The sequence below is a fragment of the Mycobacterium sp. NPDC048908 genome, assembly GCF_043197955.1.
Classification (GTDB): domain Bacteria; phylum Actinomycetota; class Actinomycetes; order Mycobacteriales; family Mycobacteriaceae; genus Mycobacterium.
Window position 1 is genome coordinate 354,385 of sequence record NZ_JBICUE010000006.1, and the last position, 15,586, is coordinate 369,970.

The following is a 15,586-nucleotide window of genomic DNA, read 5'->3' on the forward strand; positions in this document are numbered from 1 at the left end:
TCCTCAGCCCGGCAGGTTGACCGTGAACTCGCCACCCTCGAAAGTCGGTGGCATCATCGCGCGCAACTCGGGCAAGTCGGTCAGGTCCATTCCGCGCACCTGGGCGAGTTCGAACGCTTCCTCCACGGCGGCATGGATGTCCTCGACATGCCAGCCGCGGCTGCGGTCCGGGGGGACCGCGAGCAGGATCGCCTGCGGCGCTCGTGCATCCGGCCGGGCTGTGTGGAAAGCGACGCCCGCCACCTCGTCGGCGCTCCCGGGTTCGCGACCTTCTCGAGGTAGCGCCTCCGACCACGAGTCGAACACCAGACCCGTCATCGACGTTGCGCTGATTTCGCCGTCGACGGCCAACACCGCCGATGCCCGCGCGGCGCAGCGGCTCACCGCGATCCACGGTGGACTCGCGGTGGCGGGCGCCTGGGTGACGACGAATCCGGTTGGCGCCCGGCCCGCTTCCAGCTCAGAAGCCGTCAGCGCATCGTCGGCCAACCTGACCGCGGGCCGCACGCGACCGATGTCGCGGATCCAGTCGGCGAGACCGTCACCGGTGGCTGCGGCAGGCAGGTGCTGTGGTGACAACAATGCGTCGATGCCGCTATCGGCCAGCCGTAGGCGCGGCAGAACGGGGACGCCGGCGCCGGTGAGCGCGGTGACCGGCGCGGTCACCTTGCTGATCCATTCCAGGGTGCTCGTCGAGTCCCTGTCGTTGCCGGATGGCGGGGCCGGACGCGGCGCCTGCAGCTTGGCATCGGTGACGGCCGCGACGAGCTTGGCGGCAATGCGGGTCAGCTGATCGCCGTCGGACAGATCGGTGTCAGCCGGTACCGACAGACCGCATCCCATGAGCTGCCGTGTCGCAGTCCCGACGTCGTCCGCGTCGGCCTGTTGCTGCCCGAGTACCGCGGTCGCCTGCTGGACACGGGTGGCCCATGCGTCGAGGCGGCCCGCCAGCTCGCCGAGATCGGCGACCGCCCACGGATCGGTGACGGGATCGAAGTGCGATGCGAGAAGTGGTGTGCTGGTGGCGATCACGGTCCGCAGCGACTCCGCCAGCGTGACCAGCTCGCCGTACCGGCCAGCCCCTTCGTCGGTGAACTCGACAGCGCCCGCGGCGGCGAGCAGTTGCCGAGCGAAGGTCGACTGGCTACCAGACTCGACCGTCCGCACCGTCGCCAGCGCGCCGTTGTGAAGTGTGGCCAGGGATGCGGTCGACTCCGAGCCATCGGCCCGGCGGCAGGCGAACACCCACCCGGCGGGCGGCCCCAGCCGGGTTCGGCACCAATTCTCCAGCGCCGGTTCGAGTTCGGCCAGTCCGTTGTCCGCGTCCCATCCGCTACCCGCGTCGAGGATGTCGGTGAGCACCGCGCCGAAGGCGTATGCGACGGTGTCCGCGCTGCGCGGTGTCGAGATCACGGCGAAGTCGTCGGGCAGCAGGCCGCGGCTGGCGACATCGGCGGCCAGTCCAGCGCGTAACGGGTTGCCGCCGACGATGTGATGCACACTCTCAGCCAGCAGCAGATCACCGACCGCATCGAAGGTGTCGACCAGATCGGCGACAAGCTCGCGCACCGCAGGCAACAGCTGCGCCCCGACCGGCACAGTCGGCACACCCGCATCGAAGCTCGGCCAGTCACGGCTCAGCGCCAAGCCGTCTACGACATGACGGGCAGCGACGGCGGCCTGAACCGCACCGGCATCCTCGGCTTCCGGATTCACCTGCGCCGCAATTGGATACCGCGTGCGAAACGCCGGGATCAGGTGATCCATCGAGCGGTCGTGCAATGCCCGCTCGAAGCGGTAACCGAGCAGATAGTCCAGCGATTGGCCCTGTTTGATGCCCTCGAGCGTGCGCAACGCCTTGCGCACTCGACCCGAATTCAGGTTGACCGCGAACGCTGTCGGGTCCGAATGCGCCAAACACCCTGACCGCAGCACGGCCGCAGTGGTGGCGTGTTGCATCGACGGGGTGACCAGGTAGCCGTCCCGTGTAGGACGGTTACCTGGTGACAGTGGTGCGAGGTCGGCCACCCATCCGTACGCACCCGTGCGCAACCCGGTCGGGTGGTCTGCGCGCACATGGGCCAGCCGCGCGGTGGCCAGCGAAGTGGCCCAGGCATCGACGCGGTGCGACGCGGTGTCGAGGCATTCGCACAATGCACGTTCGAGATCTGCAAGCCGTTGCACCGCAATCGTTTCGAGCTCAACGGCCGCCGCGGTGGATAGCGCCAGCGCCTCCGCCGCCGGCCGCGCTTCGTGATCGGCGGGCATGCGCGACGGGAACCCGTAAAGCAGTGAAAGCCACCACAAGCTGCGAAACAGCGGAAAAGCGAGCTGGTAGAACAGGCCGCTGGTGGCCGGATCCAGTTGACTCGCAGAGGCGTTGACGGCCTTCATCTTCTCGATGAGTTCCGGCGGCCACTCCGCTTGCCCGCCTTCGGGGACGCCGGCTAGCCATGTCTGCGTGTCGTTGACCACCTCGGCATAGAGATGCAGTGGACGGGTAGCGACGAACTCGAGCAGTTCTGGTGTCGGGTCGATCGCCGCGGTGAAATCAAAGCCGGCAGGTGCTGTCCCGATCGGCCCGCGCGCCGAGAACATCATGTCCATGTCGGCCATCGCGATGCCGACCGTAGCCGGCGGGTGCGCCCTGCGGTTGACGAAATCGGACTTCGTGTCGGAGATGTAGCGCACCCGCGTCGAGGCCGGGCGCCGACTCAACAAGTCGAGAATCGTGGCGTCCTGGTCGCGGCCGGCGCCGACCTGGGCGGCCCGCAGCACGTTTTCCTTGTAATACGACAAGACTGACGACATCACGTAGGTGATCGCCTCGTTGACGTCGTCACCGCGCCATAGGTCGATCGGTGTGATCGGAAGAATTCCGTACGGTTGCCTGCCGACCCTCAATGCGGGCAGTGGCCCGCGACTGCGAACGAAAGATGTGAAGTGGTCGGCGAGGAACCCGATATCGGTGGGCGCCTTCCAAAGGCTCGATCCCACCGGAAGCCAGTCCACCGAGAGATTGCCGAGCAAGCCGGCCATGAACTGGTGCGCGGGGGCGGCGAGATCGTCGGGATCGGAGAGGCCGCCGTCGATGAGAGCCAGGGCCTTTGTGGCGTCGACGCCGAGCGCGGACGCCACACGCTGCGCGGCCGAGGCCGGGCCGACAGCCGCCAATGCGCCACGCGCGGTGTCCGCGTCATCGGGTGATCGCCGCTTTGGCAGCGATCGCCACCCGGACCGACTGCCCGGGGTGTTGTTGGTCGGCGTGCCCGCGGCCAGCACCGACAGCCCATCGGTGTAGTCGTGCGCGACGAGCAACTCCTCGACGCTACGCGCGGCGGTCTCGGGGTCCGCCGATCCGACGCCCACCGCGGTCAGCAGATCGTAGTGCAGGTTGGGGTCGCCGAGTGGCACCCGCACCGCCATACCCACGGCGACCGCATCGTCGAAGTCGACCAACCATCTGCTGCCGCGCTGCCAGGGCACCGCCCCCGTCGCAGGATCATCGTCTCCGTCGTCCTGCTCGATTGCCGGTGGTGTAAATCCTGCGGGCAACTCTGCGGGCACAGGCGCACCGTCCACCCGCCACATCAATCGCCCTTCGCGGTAGGCGGAAAAGGTGAAGTGGTGCGGCATCATTCGGGCCAGCGGGGCCCGGGTCCAAGTGCTGTCCTTGGCGTCAGCGCCGCGGCCGCCTGGGCGCAGGCATTCAACGGCCCACAACCCACGCGACGGTCCGACCGAGGCCGTCACCGCCGCCCATGCGGCGGACCTGGCGGCCTCGTCGGCGCCGGGCGCGCCGGCCACGCTCCAATACCGTTCGCCGGCAGCACGTTCGGCGGCGGTGAGCGCGGTCTCATGGCTGTCGATGTGGATGTCGTCCGGATACACCCGGATCAACAATTCGGCCCCGCCCGACGCCGATGGTCGAAACAGTGTCTCGAGCCGTACCGGCAGCAACATCAGAGGCAGTTCACCGCCACCGTCAGGCCACAGCGGATCGGCGGCAGCGTCGGTATCCCACGCCGCGTCGACGTCCTCCACATGATGCTCGGCGTCTTCGGCTCGATTGGCGGCCCATGTCTTCGCATTCTCCGCGGCGGTTCGCGCCTCGACGAACGGTTGACCGAACACCGAGGCGGCGAAGTCGTCGCGCATCGTCTGAGTGCGCGTCCATAGATCGTCGGCAATAGCTTCGGTGTTGTACCGTTCCCGCCACGCCGCCTCCCGCTGGCGGCGGGCTTCCCGAACGACCCGGCGCCGCTCGGGCATTCCAGAAAACAGGGTGACCGAGGGCTTCAGTAACGCCGTGAAGTCGGTGACCTGCTGGTCGTACCGCTCATTGAAGCCGTCCAGGATCGCCTGCTTGAGCAATTCGGTATCCACGTCTTCGGCACGACGCGGCGACGGGTTGCCGGGGGACTGTTCGTAGAACCCGACGATCACGTCGATGAACACCGGCTGCCGCAACGCGTGGCCGCGAAGCAACCGCAGCAGCGCGGTCGCGAAGGCGGGGTACTCCGTGAACTCGGGGTTGCCCAGCCACTCCAGCAGGTCGTCCCTCGCGACACTGAAATCTATGCCGACCGCAGTGAGAGCGTCGAGCAGCGCTTCGGCCGTTGCGGCCGGTCCCGTCATGAGTGAACCACCAGTTCTGAGGCGTGGATCAGCATTCGAAACGGCTTCTGCAGCGTGATTCTGGCGATGTCGGTAGCGTCGCGGTTCCACTGCTTGTCGCCGGGTTGTTCAGGCGCGGCGACGGCCGCGTCGGCGCGGGCGAATGACCGGGCGCCGTCGGGATGGGCGGCCAGGATCCGGTTCCAGGTGAGATCGTCCCACGAGGTGAAAGCAGGGTCCACGGCGGCGCCATCGCCGATGTCGAAACCGAACCGCACGCGTGTCGAATTCTCCTGGAACGCGAAGAACCATCCGGGCTTGGCGGGGGTGGGCAACGCCCGTAAGTCGTCAGGCGGGACCGCGAAGGCGTACGCCATGGTCTGGTCATCGATCGGCAGCGCGAACAGCGGCGCCCGCCAGGATGCAGGGTCGGAGTTGGTGGCGGGTTGATCGCCGCCGGCGTCCATCAGCGCGGGGGCCGCCGCGACCACCATCGACGGGAACCGGCGCACCACGGTACCGCGCACCAATAACACCGCAATGTTGTTCTCGCCCAACACCAAATGGCTGCCCAGCGGACCAGTCCAGGTGTAGATCTCGTCGATGTCCGGCTGCACGCCCGATGTGGGCCAGAACCGACGGAACGGCGTGCCGCGCATATCCGTGGGGTACTCCCGCCACAGGAGTTCACGGTTGAACTCATGCGCCAAGCCAACCAGGAACGCTTCGATGAAGGCGTTGTTCACACCTAGCAGAGTGACCGACTCCGCGGGGAAGTCGGCTATGCCGGGTAGGAACCAGTTCGGAGCAAAGTCGCGCAGCGCCAACGCCATTGGCGCTGGGAACGACGGATGGTCCATCATGGGCACCAGCGAAGTCGCCGGCCCCATCCGTTCTGGCACCCCGATCTGGGCGGCGACGGCGCGCGCGACACGGTCACCGGGAGCCAGCGCGGCTACCAGGTTGCCGCGCAGGGCCGCCACGTCGAGCTGCACCCCGATATTTGTCACCGCAGCACCCGCTCCGCTGGGCCTGACGAACTGCGCTCGCGCCGTCGCGACGCCTGCGGTGACAGCGTTGAGCTGTGGGACCACTTGCGCGCGCAGCTGTGTGACGTCGCCGATGCGCATCGCCTCGGTGTCGAGCCCGGTAGCGGACAGCTTGGCGGTAAGGGCGTCCGCGGCGCTGTGCAGGCCGTTGACGCGGGCCACGTCGGACATCGCTTGCAGCCGAAGCAGGTCGCTCACCGCCGACACCGAGCGTTGAGCCGTCACCGCGGCCGCAGTTGCGGGGCTGACGGCCGCTGCAGGGGGCGCCGCGTCGGGCACGACGAACGACGGAGCGGGACGCGCAGCCGGCACCGTGACGGCGCCGGAGATGGCCCGTTCGATCACCGACCGCGACTGCACCGACGCCGCTCTGGCGATGTGCCCGCTGGGGCGCATCATTCGGGCGAACGCGGTCGAACCTGCGGCCGTCGGCATGACGCTGACCTCGATCGCGGTCGCCAGCGGCGGAGCCTGCGCACCCCAGGGGCGAACGCGAGGGGCGGCCGGTGCGGCAAACGAAACGGCTTCTCCCAGAGTGAGGTTGGCGACGTGCTTGCCGTGCAACGCCGCTGTAACACTTTCGGCCAGCTGCCCGAGGGCCCGCCTGCGGTTCGCCTCCCGAATTGCGCCGACCTGCTCCCAGGCCCTGGCCATCAACGACTCCTGGTTCAGACGAACGTATGCGGCGCCAAGCCCGGCGGCGATCCTGGTCGGGATGGCCGTGTTCAGCGCCTGCAGCCATGGAGGGACGCCAGCACCGTCGGGGTCGAGTTCGTCGACAACGACGTGACGGCCCCCGTAGATCGGTGGAGTGATCGCGGCCGGCTCGTCGCCCTCCTGTTCGTCGAGCGTTCCGGCGCCCGCATTGCACTGCGCGACGATGCGGGCGGTGAAGTCCGCGGTCACCGCGGCCGCGAAGTCGGGTTGCACTTCGCCGTCCGTGTCGAGCTGCCCGAGGGCACCGGGCACCGGGTACGGGGCGGGTCGCGGCGCACCGTCCAGCGGATTGTCAGTCGCCCAGGGCCTTTCGACATCGACGAACACCGTGCCCAGGTTCGCTACCCGGTCCTCGGGTGCCGGGCCGAGCCGTCGCACCAGATATTCGAAATCGCCGAGCAGACCGGTCCCGAACTCCCACCAGTAGTACACCGGCACGTTGACGAGCTCGGCCTGGCCGTTCTGCCAAGCAGGCGAATAGGACTGTGTGGCAACGGAGTACGTGAACGAGGGCACGATACAAGCCCGGTATCGGGTCGATTCCCGCAAGCGGCGCGGACACAGCAGCCGGGCCACCTGCTCGGCGGGATCGTCGGCGCGCTGCACGTGCGCCCAACCCCAGGAGTCGACCAGATCGGGCAGCTGGTCGGCGCCGACGCTCAGCGTCGGGACCGGATCGCCCGCAACCAGCCGGCTGGTCGCCATCTCGACCACCACCAGCACGATCCATGGCCGCAGTCGGCCTGCACTGGCCTTGGCCGGGGTGAACAGCCACGGCAATTCGACAGGTCTGAGGTCGACCGAGGCCAGGTAGTTGTCCTCGACATCGGCGGCGCCCGCGGGTGGGTCGGTGCGCACCACCGCACGGGCGTCGAGGCTCGCGACGGCGTCGGGGCCCAGCATCGACATCGGCGCCGGGACCGTCAACGCGGTGGCGTGGCCGGACGGGTCGACCAGCGAGATCCCGGGTGTGAAGTCTGCGGCGGGCAGTCGGCCCGGCGCATCCTCGGCGACGATCGCCTGGCCGACGGCCGTCTGCGCCCACGACGAGAACCGGATGGTGCTCATGTGCCGGTGACCTCCCACGCCTCGGCCACGTCGACTCGTCGGCGCGGATCTGCCAGTCGCGCGGCGGCCGCCGCCTGGTACGCCTCGGTAGCACTCCGCGACGGCGGCGCGACGTCGGTCGCCGCGGACAGCGACCACGTGTTGATGACGGCATACGTCGGCGCGTCGGACACCGTCACCACGTCGCGGTCACTGCGCCACCAACGTGGGTGGTCCAACCCTGCACCCGCAGCCATCTCGACAGCCTCGACCAGGGCGCCGATTTCGACTGCGATTGAGTCGGTGGTGCTGAAATGCCGTGAGATGACCTTGGTCTCGTAGTCGAAGTCGGTGCCGCGCTCCTCGCCCATAACCACCTCGCTGGCGACCAGTTTCAGCCCGGCCCGGAAGGTTTCGAACGCGGGGCGCGCGATCTGGGCATCGTCGGTCATGGTCAAGAACGACGCCGGGGCGAACTGCTCGCGCTCCTCTCCGCTGACCGGCGCCGGCCGGCCTTCACCCAATACTGGACTGGACACGTCCCATCGCTGCGGCGTGATCGGTACGCGGTTGAAGCGATCGATGTCGACCCCCAACGGAACGACCTTCTGCCGCACCGACAATGATCCGCGCGGGTGCAGCGCGCTGCCATCGGCGAGTGCGGAGCCCGCCGACCCGGTGATCTGAACCGGGAGGGCGGCGGGATCAGGCGCACATGCGTGCCAAGCTTGCGGCTCGAGCAGCGTCGCCGTCAGAATTGCGCCCACGTCCGGCGCTGCGGTCACGGCGGGGTTCGAGCCGCCCCAGGACTCGTCGAAGTCGAAGGAGGCATCGAACCCGAAGAGCTCGACACTGCCGCGGCCGACAGCCCGCCAACGCCCTGGCCCTTCCAGCGACAGTCGCAGCGCGACCCCCACCAGGGTCTCGCCGAGAACCTCCACGGCGATGGCTGCCGAGATCTCAGCAATGAAATGGAACGGCGAGAATTGGATCAGCACGTCGAAGCCGAGGTGACCGCGTAGCCCGCAGCCGGCGACCTCGGCGACCAGTTCGGCCACGGCGCCGAACTGAAGGGTGTTCGACGTCAACGCGACGTATGCGCTGCAACGTAACTGGAGGAACGGTCCCGACGACAGCGTCATCGCGACGCGGTTGAGCGCCGGCACCCCACGCGGCCGGTTGAACTGCGGGTGGAACCCGCCCGCGGACACGACGACGTTGGCCTCGGAGCCGCCCTGGACGAGGACGAACATGTCGCCGGTGATGGGGATGCCCGCGATTGACGAATCGGTCAGGCTGGCCACGAACTGCAGGCTTGGCACCGAGGGGTCGATCTGACCGAAGAAGGTGATCTGCAACTTGATCAAGGGCAGCTCGGGATCGGGCACCGCGAGCAATACTTTGCCGAGAACCGACAGCCGGACGGGATCGGGCAGTTCGACGATCAGTGCCACCGATCCGGTCAGAAGTCGTCCCCCCCAACTGATTTGGAACATCGGGCCGACGATCACCGAGCCGGGTGACGGCGGGAACACCCGGTCGAGCATCGGCACAACGTCGCGCGCGGCTTTGGCCGGATCCGCCGGGAACAGCATCGATGCGGCCGTACCGTCCTGCACCGCTCGCGTCAACGCGTCGCGATCGATGCGTCTGCTGACCCCGACAATGCCGCCGACGCCGGTGATGGCGAAACCGAATCCGATCTGGATTCCCGGCGGTGGGAAGACCGCGCCCAGCAGCACCAGGAACGCCCCGGTGCGCAAGTCGAGAGTTCCCAGAGCGGTAACGGACATCGGTGTCATCTGCACAGACAGCTGGCCGGTGTAGCCGTCGCCTACACGAGACAACTGTCCGGCTCCGTTGACGATCGGCAGGGCCAGCGCCGCGCCTGCGCCCGTCGGAGTGTGCGGCACCAGTTCCTCGGGGTCGAATGCCAGTGCCGCGCCGCCTAATCGGAACGGGACCTCGAAACCGTTGCCCTGCACGTCGAGGTGGATCGGTACCGCCGGCAGATCAAGCGCGATCGCACAAGTGACTCGGACCCGGACGCTCGGGGGCTGCTCGAGCTTGGGTATCAGCTCCACGTCGAGGGGGCCCGCGGTGAGCCCGGGCTCCGAAGCGCCGGTCGGAAGCCGCACGGAGAGCGTGGGGCTGCCCGCGATGGTGATTCCCGCCGAGCTGGACAGCGACAGCTCCACGTCGAGGGGAGTCGGCTCGAGCATCGGCACGATCGTTGACAGCTCCCCCGGCGCGATACGTACCTGACCGCCGATGATCTGCACGGCGCCGGTGAGTGTCGGAGTCGCGCCGTTGAGACCGAGCACGGCGGTCAGCACGGTGTCGCCGAAGTCGATGCCGGGCTCCGACCCCTGGCGGGCCCCCTTGCGGAACAAGACCAGCTGAATCGAGTCACCGTTGGAACCGCGAGTCACCGCGGCTGGGCCGGTTTCGGGCAGCCGGACCTCGAACACATCCGAAACGTGTCCGCCAATGGCCATCGACCACGTGTCGTCGAGTGCTCGGGGGTCAGACTTCGCCACGTCGCCCTTGGCAAGGACGTCGATGCGCGGCGAATTCGCGGTCATCGTGACCGCAAGAGCCGCGGCGAAGCCGCCGTCAGCCGCATTTATCCGCACCGCGCAGGCGATCCCTCTATCCGCGGTATGGGTTAGCGGGTCCGGGTCCCAGCCGAACAGGCCCGCTTTGGCGTGCGGACCGGCAAACTGCGACAAACTGTGCAGCGCCGAGACCACTTTCGCGGTCACCGGATTGGCGTTACCGCCACCGCCATCGACGATCGGCGCGAGGAGATGGTCTTCGAATCCGCAACCCGCCCATTCAGGCCCCGACGGCCCGAGCGCAGGAAGTCCTGCGGTGTCAGCAAGCTCGCTCAGCGCATCAGACAGCAGCGCCGTCAAGCTACTGCGCAACAACCTGAGCAGTGCGGTGCCGTTGTCCTCAGCCACGCCGCCTCCAACCTCAGTGCGTCAATGTCGCGTCGGTCTGATCCCAGCTAGCTGACCCACGGCGGTGTGCCGTCTTGATTGAAGTTGACGGTCGCGGTGTCTCTCACGGTCAGGTTCTGCATCAGCGTGTACAGACTGTCGACACCGTGGTAGTTGGCTGGCACCAACGCGCCGACAATCTCGACGATGGCCATGTGGACATGTGGTGTGATGCCGACGAACTCGAATACCGACCCCAGCACGTCGCCACGGGAAATCTGCGTACCAACCGCGAGGCCTTCCGGTACCTCGCTGATGTGCGTGTAGAACGCGCCCATCCCGTCGTTGATCGACCGCATGAACAGTTGCGCGCCGTAGCCTCTGCCGTTGGCCTCCGTGCCATCCGCCTCTGGCCTGTGCGGGTTGTACTTCGTGATGTGAGCGTCGAACGCCGCGAAGACGGTGGTACCCGGATCGGCGCCGAGGTCCATGCCGAAACGGTTGTACCAGTCCGTCTGCGCGGCGTGCCCGCCCTCGGCCGGGCCGCCGAGACCAGCCGTGAACCCGCCGATGTCGTAGACACCGTTCATGTCGATCGAGAATCCAGTTGCCACGAGTCGCCTCCTACGCCAGCGCCGCGCGCACTGCAGCCGGCACCCGGGGGTCGTCACGGCTCCACTCGTCGCCGGGGACCCAGCCCTCCATGTCCTTCACCGCATCCTGCACCGAACTCATCTGCGCATCGCTGAGCGTGCTGATCACCGTCTCCTGCGAAACGCCGGCGGCTGAAGCGGCTTTCGCCCCATAGACATCAGGCTTGTTGTGGCCGTCCTCTGCGGGCGCCCAACGGTGAAACGCCTCGGTGATGCCGAGATCGCGGTACCGGCCGGCGGGCCACTGCTTGACACCCCGGGTTTTGGCGGGGTAGCCCCCTTCCAACAGCACCCGTCTGATCGCGTCGCGGCCGGCTTGCTCCGTCGGGAACACCAGGAAGCTGTGCCAGTTGAACTTGTTCATGTACTGGCCCCAGTTGGTGCCGTTCTTACCGCCAGTGATGTTGCCGGGATTGTTGTCCAGCCACGCGAAGGTCCCCGCGAACCCCGTCATGTGTGGCTGCCCACGCCGAAGCGTTCCGTCGGCGTGCACGACGAAGTTAAAGATCTCCTTGCCGTGTCCGCCGTAGTCGGTGTTGTCGGCGGGATCCAGATGGTTGCCATCGAGGCCTTCGAACCAGTCGAAGCGTGGAATATCCTGTGCGACAGAGACCTTCCCGTTCCAGTACCACACGTGATCGCCTGGCACCAGGCCTGTGATGGAGGTGCTGCCACCGCCGCCGCCGGCCCCGCTGAGCTTGAGCCATGCGGCGTCAACGCCGCTGGCAAGACCGGCGTCGGAGAATCCGGGCCAGTAGTCCGCGATTGGCAGCGGGTATCCCTCAGCAACTCCGCTTCCGACAACATACCGGACGTATTGGTCGCCTCTGAAGAAATAAGCGTTGCCATTGTCCCACATCACGACGCAGTCGATGTTGTCTCCGAATCCCGCTTCCGCCAAGCCGGGCCAGTTGCCCGCGATGAGTCCGGACGCGGTGGGATCCACTGTGTCGCTTACGATGTCGTACTCGATGTATCTGTCGCCGCGGAAGAAGTACCCCTTCCCATTTCCCCAGTTCACCGCTGCTTGGATGGTGTCGCCGAATCCGTTCTCGGCGAAGCCGCCCCAGTTGCCGGCGATCGGCCTCGCCTCGCTGTCGACCTTGTTGCTCGCCTGGTCGATTCTTAGATAGTCCGACCCGAGGAACAGATAGAGCTTCCCGTTGCCCAGATCGAATGCACTGTCAAACCCGCCCGCAAAAGCGGTGGCCTCGATGCCTGCCCAGCCGCTCGTGATCGGTTTGGGATATCCCGCATCGATCTTGTCGGCCGCGGTGTCGTACCTCGAATACGATCCGCTGCCAATGAAGTAGGCCTTAGCCATGACGAACCCCCCGAACGTCGCTACCTGCCTGGCCCTGATCGGCCATGTCCATTACAGCCGGATCTGCGCTGAAATGAAGCAGAAACGGAAAAGGAAAAGACGAATTCGTCGTTTGACTACTCGTCTGACGATGACCGCCGACCATGTCGGTCTGACCTCGAGCCCACGACGGCTCCGGTGACGACGGTGTCCGGCATTCGCGCAGAGAGCTCTGGGCGGCGATTTTCGATGCGGCCGAACTGCACCCGTCTCCGACTGCGTGGCTGGGAAATCACCGGAACGCCGAAGGTTCGGTAGTCGACGAAGCCGTTCAGGGCCGACGGAATGGGGGACGGGTCAGTGTTGCCGACGCGCCCCGCCACCGAAGTTCGGAACCGCATCGGATCCTCCTGACCGTGCAGGTACCTGTCAGCGCGTGGCTTTAGCGGCTTCGGCTATGGCCCAAAGGATTTGGGGGTGGCGGATGTCGCTGTGCGCACCGCTGAATGCCGACTGGTTGGCTGCGACGACTCCATTGCTGTCGAGCGCGTAGAAACGGCCCGCCGCGAAGTCATAGGGGTGGCCCGCCGCGGCGAGTGGGACGACGGAGGCGGCAGGATCATTCTGGTATCCGTCATGACCCATGGCGCCCCACCTGTAGGCGAGCTCCTGGGCGGCCTGGGCATCTTCACGGGCCAGCATGCTCGCCGCGGGGTACCACCAGCCAACGGCGCGGTCGGCACTGCTGAACGTGGCGAGCAATGGACCATCGACTTTCGCGGCCAGGCCCGCCAACGCCCCGCCCCGTGTCCGGTCAAACGGCAACGTGGAGGAGAACGCGAAGTGAGAAAACGCCCCTTGGATCAGTGTGAGCGATTTGACCGGGCTGGTGGTGCCCGTGGCGTCAACCGGTAGGCCCGCTAGCGCATACGACACCAGTCGTGCCCCAAAACTATGGCCTATCAGATGGATTCGCGGCCCTCCCGTAGGCCCGGTCAGCGTAGCCAGTAGCGGACCCAAGCCATGCTGGCCCACAACGCCCGCGCGGTTCTTCATCTCGTAGTAGCTCATCGTGCGCAGAACCTCCCGCGCGCCCGACCACAATCCGCCGAACACGTCACCCACCCCTTGGGCGCCGTCGACCGTCACCGGCGCCATCGCGGCAGCGTGACCGAGCACGGTGACGGTGTCGGAGGTGATCAACGCCGCCTCGCCGGCGTCCTCATCGCCTTGGGGTGGCGTGGTCACCAAACCGGCAGCCAGGCTGTGGAACTCGGTCAGCTTGTCGGCGTCCTGTGGCTTGTCGTCGAGCAACTTACCGAGTGTGTCGAGCTTGTGGTGCTGGTCTGGAAACGCCGGGGCGAGCGCCGCGGCCAGCTCAGATCCCGTCGATGGCACCTGCGGCGCAGTGGCCGGATCGTCGTCAGGAAACAACAACGACGGCCAGATCACGCCGACGGCCGCGCTGGTGGACTTGCGCGCAGCGAGCTGATCGGCGAGCAGGGAGAACATCGACTCGTACAGGTCACGCGCGGACGCGACGCCGTTGTTCCACCCGTGTGACAACACGAAGAGATCCGAGACGCCGCCGCTGGCGATCGCCGCAGGCAGGCCGCCGTCACCGTGGCCGTGGGCGGTGTCCAATGTGCCGTCGGCGTTGAAATGCACTTCGTAGTACGGCATTCCGTTGATCGTGGTCATGGTCGTTTCTTCCCTTCTTAGGTACTGGTCAACGCGCGCATCAGATTGACGACACCGGCGCCCTGAAAAAACGGATGTCGCCCGATGTCGGTGGCTGAGTCGATGAATATCTTCTTCACTTGCTGTGGCTGGCCGATGAATTCGTTGCGGGCCGACAGGAACGCTGCAATGACCCCTGACACATGCGCGGCGGCCATCGACGTGCCGCTCTGTTCCATGTACGCGGCAACGTCGTTCGGTAATGGCTTGGCTTCCAGTGGACCGATGCCCTGGGCCTTCTTGCCGGTGGCGGCCGATGTGATGCGTTCCCCGGGCGCCACCAGGTCGGGTTTGAGTCGGCCGTCGAGCGTGGGGCCCTTTGACGAATTGAAGGTCACGCCGTAGGTGTGTGGTTTGTAGCGATGCACCGAGCCGACGGTGATGGCGGACAACGAGTTGCCCGGATCGGTGATCGTGGATAGCTGCCCGTACACGTCGGTCGTCCTGCCGGCAACGTCCGCGCCGACGAATCCGCCGACGACCCCTGCACCGATGTTGCCGGCGCTGACCACCGCAACGACGCCCGTGCCCACCAGCAAGTCCAGTTCCTTACACAACGGGCTTTGTCCTGCAGCATAATCCGTCGGCTGCCAGGCACATCCCAGCGATAAGTTGACTCCGTGGATTCGCAGGTCGCGCCCACCGCTGTTGAGGGTCCGCACGTAATCCAGCGCGTCGATGACAGCGCTTTGCAGACTCTTGCCGTTCTCATCGAGGACTCTCAGGCTGACCAGGTTGGCGTTGGGTGCCACACCTGACAGCGACGTGCCTGCGGCAAGGTCGCGCGCGACCCATCGCGGAAGACCGTCCATCGTTGGTTCGTTGGTGGCCAGCCGCAGGGTCGCCTTGGTTCGCGGCGCCTGTCCCGCGATGATGCCCGCGACATGAGTGCCGTGACCGAACGGGTCGGTCAACGCGGACGCCTGATCACCGCCGACGTCGCCGATCGTGAAGTCGCGATGCAGTTTGTTGACTGCGCTCGACGTCAAGGTCTTGTTGGCGAAAAAGTGCGGGTGCTTGTGGTCCACCCCCGAATCGAGTACGGCCCACACCACTCCGGTGCCCCCGCAATTGAAGGTGCGCGATGCCGCGTCGGCCTGAACGGTGGTCAACGAGCGATCCAGATGTGCTTCGACGACCAGGTCCGGCCACATTCGGAAGATCAGGGTGATGGCGCGGTCGGCCAACGCGGCGCTGTGTCTCGCGCCGCCGTTGATCAAGCGATCGATCTCGGCGGGCGTCAGCGCGCATCGCATGTAATGACGGCCGACGGGAACCGGGGTGCGCCCCGACATAGCAGTCTTGCCGAACACCCGACTGAACAGCAGAAGGAAACTGTCTCGTACCTCGGCGGGATCATCGCCGGGACCGACGCGCAGTTCAATCAGTACTGCGCGTTGGTCACCGTCGGCGAGGACGGCGGCTTGAGCCTCCGCAGGGATCGTCGGCGCCAACAGCACCGGGCTGACGAGCGGAGCTCGGGCAGCTGGCGGCGGCTCGCTGGTCGTCACTGGT

At 66.7% G+C, this 15,586-nt stretch carries 7 protein-coding genes; all 7 read right to left on the bottom strand.

All coding sequences use genetic code 11. The features are described 5' to 3' along the window. Positions 1-3: 3 nt before the first annotated feature. The 7 genes from ACGFK1_RS18745 to ACGFK1_RS18775 all read right to left on the bottom strand — a co-directional run bounded on the left by ACGFK1_RS18745 (position 4) and on the right by ACGFK1_RS18775 (position 15,582). The gene (locus ACGFK1_RS18745; RefSeq protein ID WP_393432184.1) at positions 4-4,638 is read right to left on the bottom strand and encodes a hypothetical protein; all 4,635 of its coding nucleotides are present in this window, start codon (positions 4,636-4,638) and stop codon (positions 4-6) included. Continuing rightward, entirely contained in the window at positions 4,635-7,451 is a 2,817-nt protein-coding gene (locus tag ACGFK1_RS18750) for a hypothetical protein (protein ID WP_393432187.1), read from the bottom strand. Before ACGFK1_RS18750 ends, ACGFK1_RS18745 begins: the two co-directional genes overlap by 4 nt. Further along, positions 7,448-10,396, bottom strand: a complete 2,949-nt coding sequence (locus tag ACGFK1_RS18755) for a DUF6603 domain-containing protein (RefSeq protein ID WP_393432189.1) — start codon at positions 10,394-10,396, stop codon at positions 7,448-7,450. Before ACGFK1_RS18755 ends, ACGFK1_RS18750 begins: the two co-directional genes overlap by 4 nt. A 47-nt stretch (positions 10,397-10,443) precedes the next feature. After that, positions 10,444-10,989 carry a peptidoglycan DD-metalloendopeptidase family protein gene (locus ACGFK1_RS18760; protein WP_393432192.1) on the bottom strand — a complete coding sequence of 182 codons (546 nt, stop codon included), beginning with the start codon at positions 10,987-10,989 and terminating at the stop codon, positions 10,444-10,446. A 10-nt stretch (positions 10,990-10,999) separates the two neighbouring features. After that, a complete protein-coding gene (locus ACGFK1_RS18765) occupies positions 11,000-12,352 on the bottom strand; it encodes a hemopexin repeat-containing protein (RefSeq protein WP_393432195.1) in 1,353 nt (450 codons plus the stop codon). Between the two features lie 408 nt (positions 12,353-12,760). Further along, positions 12,761-14,032, bottom strand: coding sequence for a serine/threonine protein kinase (locus ACGFK1_RS18770; RefSeq protein ID WP_393432198.1), 1,272 nt, complete (start codon positions 14,030-14,032; stop codon positions 12,761-12,763). Between the two features lie 17 nt (positions 14,033-14,049). Beyond that, the gene (locus tag ACGFK1_RS18775; RefSeq protein ID WP_393432201.1) at positions 14,050-15,582 is read right to left on the bottom strand and encodes a S8 family peptidase; all 1,533 of its coding nucleotides are present in this window, start codon (positions 15,580-15,582) and stop codon (positions 14,050-14,052) included. Between the last annotated feature and the right edge of the window lie 4 nt (positions 15,583-15,586).

Coding starts and splice junctions, on each gene's coding strand:
- ACGFK1_RS18745 (WP_393432184.1), bottom strand. CDS start 4,638: ATGACGGGACCGGCCGCAACGGCCGAAGCGCTGCTCGACGCTCTCACT.
- ACGFK1_RS18770 (WP_393432198.1), bottom strand. CDS start 14,032: ATGACCACGATCAACGGAATGCCGTACTACGAAGTGCATTTCAACGCC.
- ACGFK1_RS18765 (WP_393432195.1), bottom strand. CDS start 12,352: ATGGCTAAGGCCTACTTCATTGGCAGCGGATCGTATTCGAGGTACGAC.
- ACGFK1_RS18750 (WP_393432187.1), bottom strand. CDS start 7,451: ATGAGCACCATCCGGTTCTCGTCGTGGGCGCAGACGGCCGTCGGCCAG.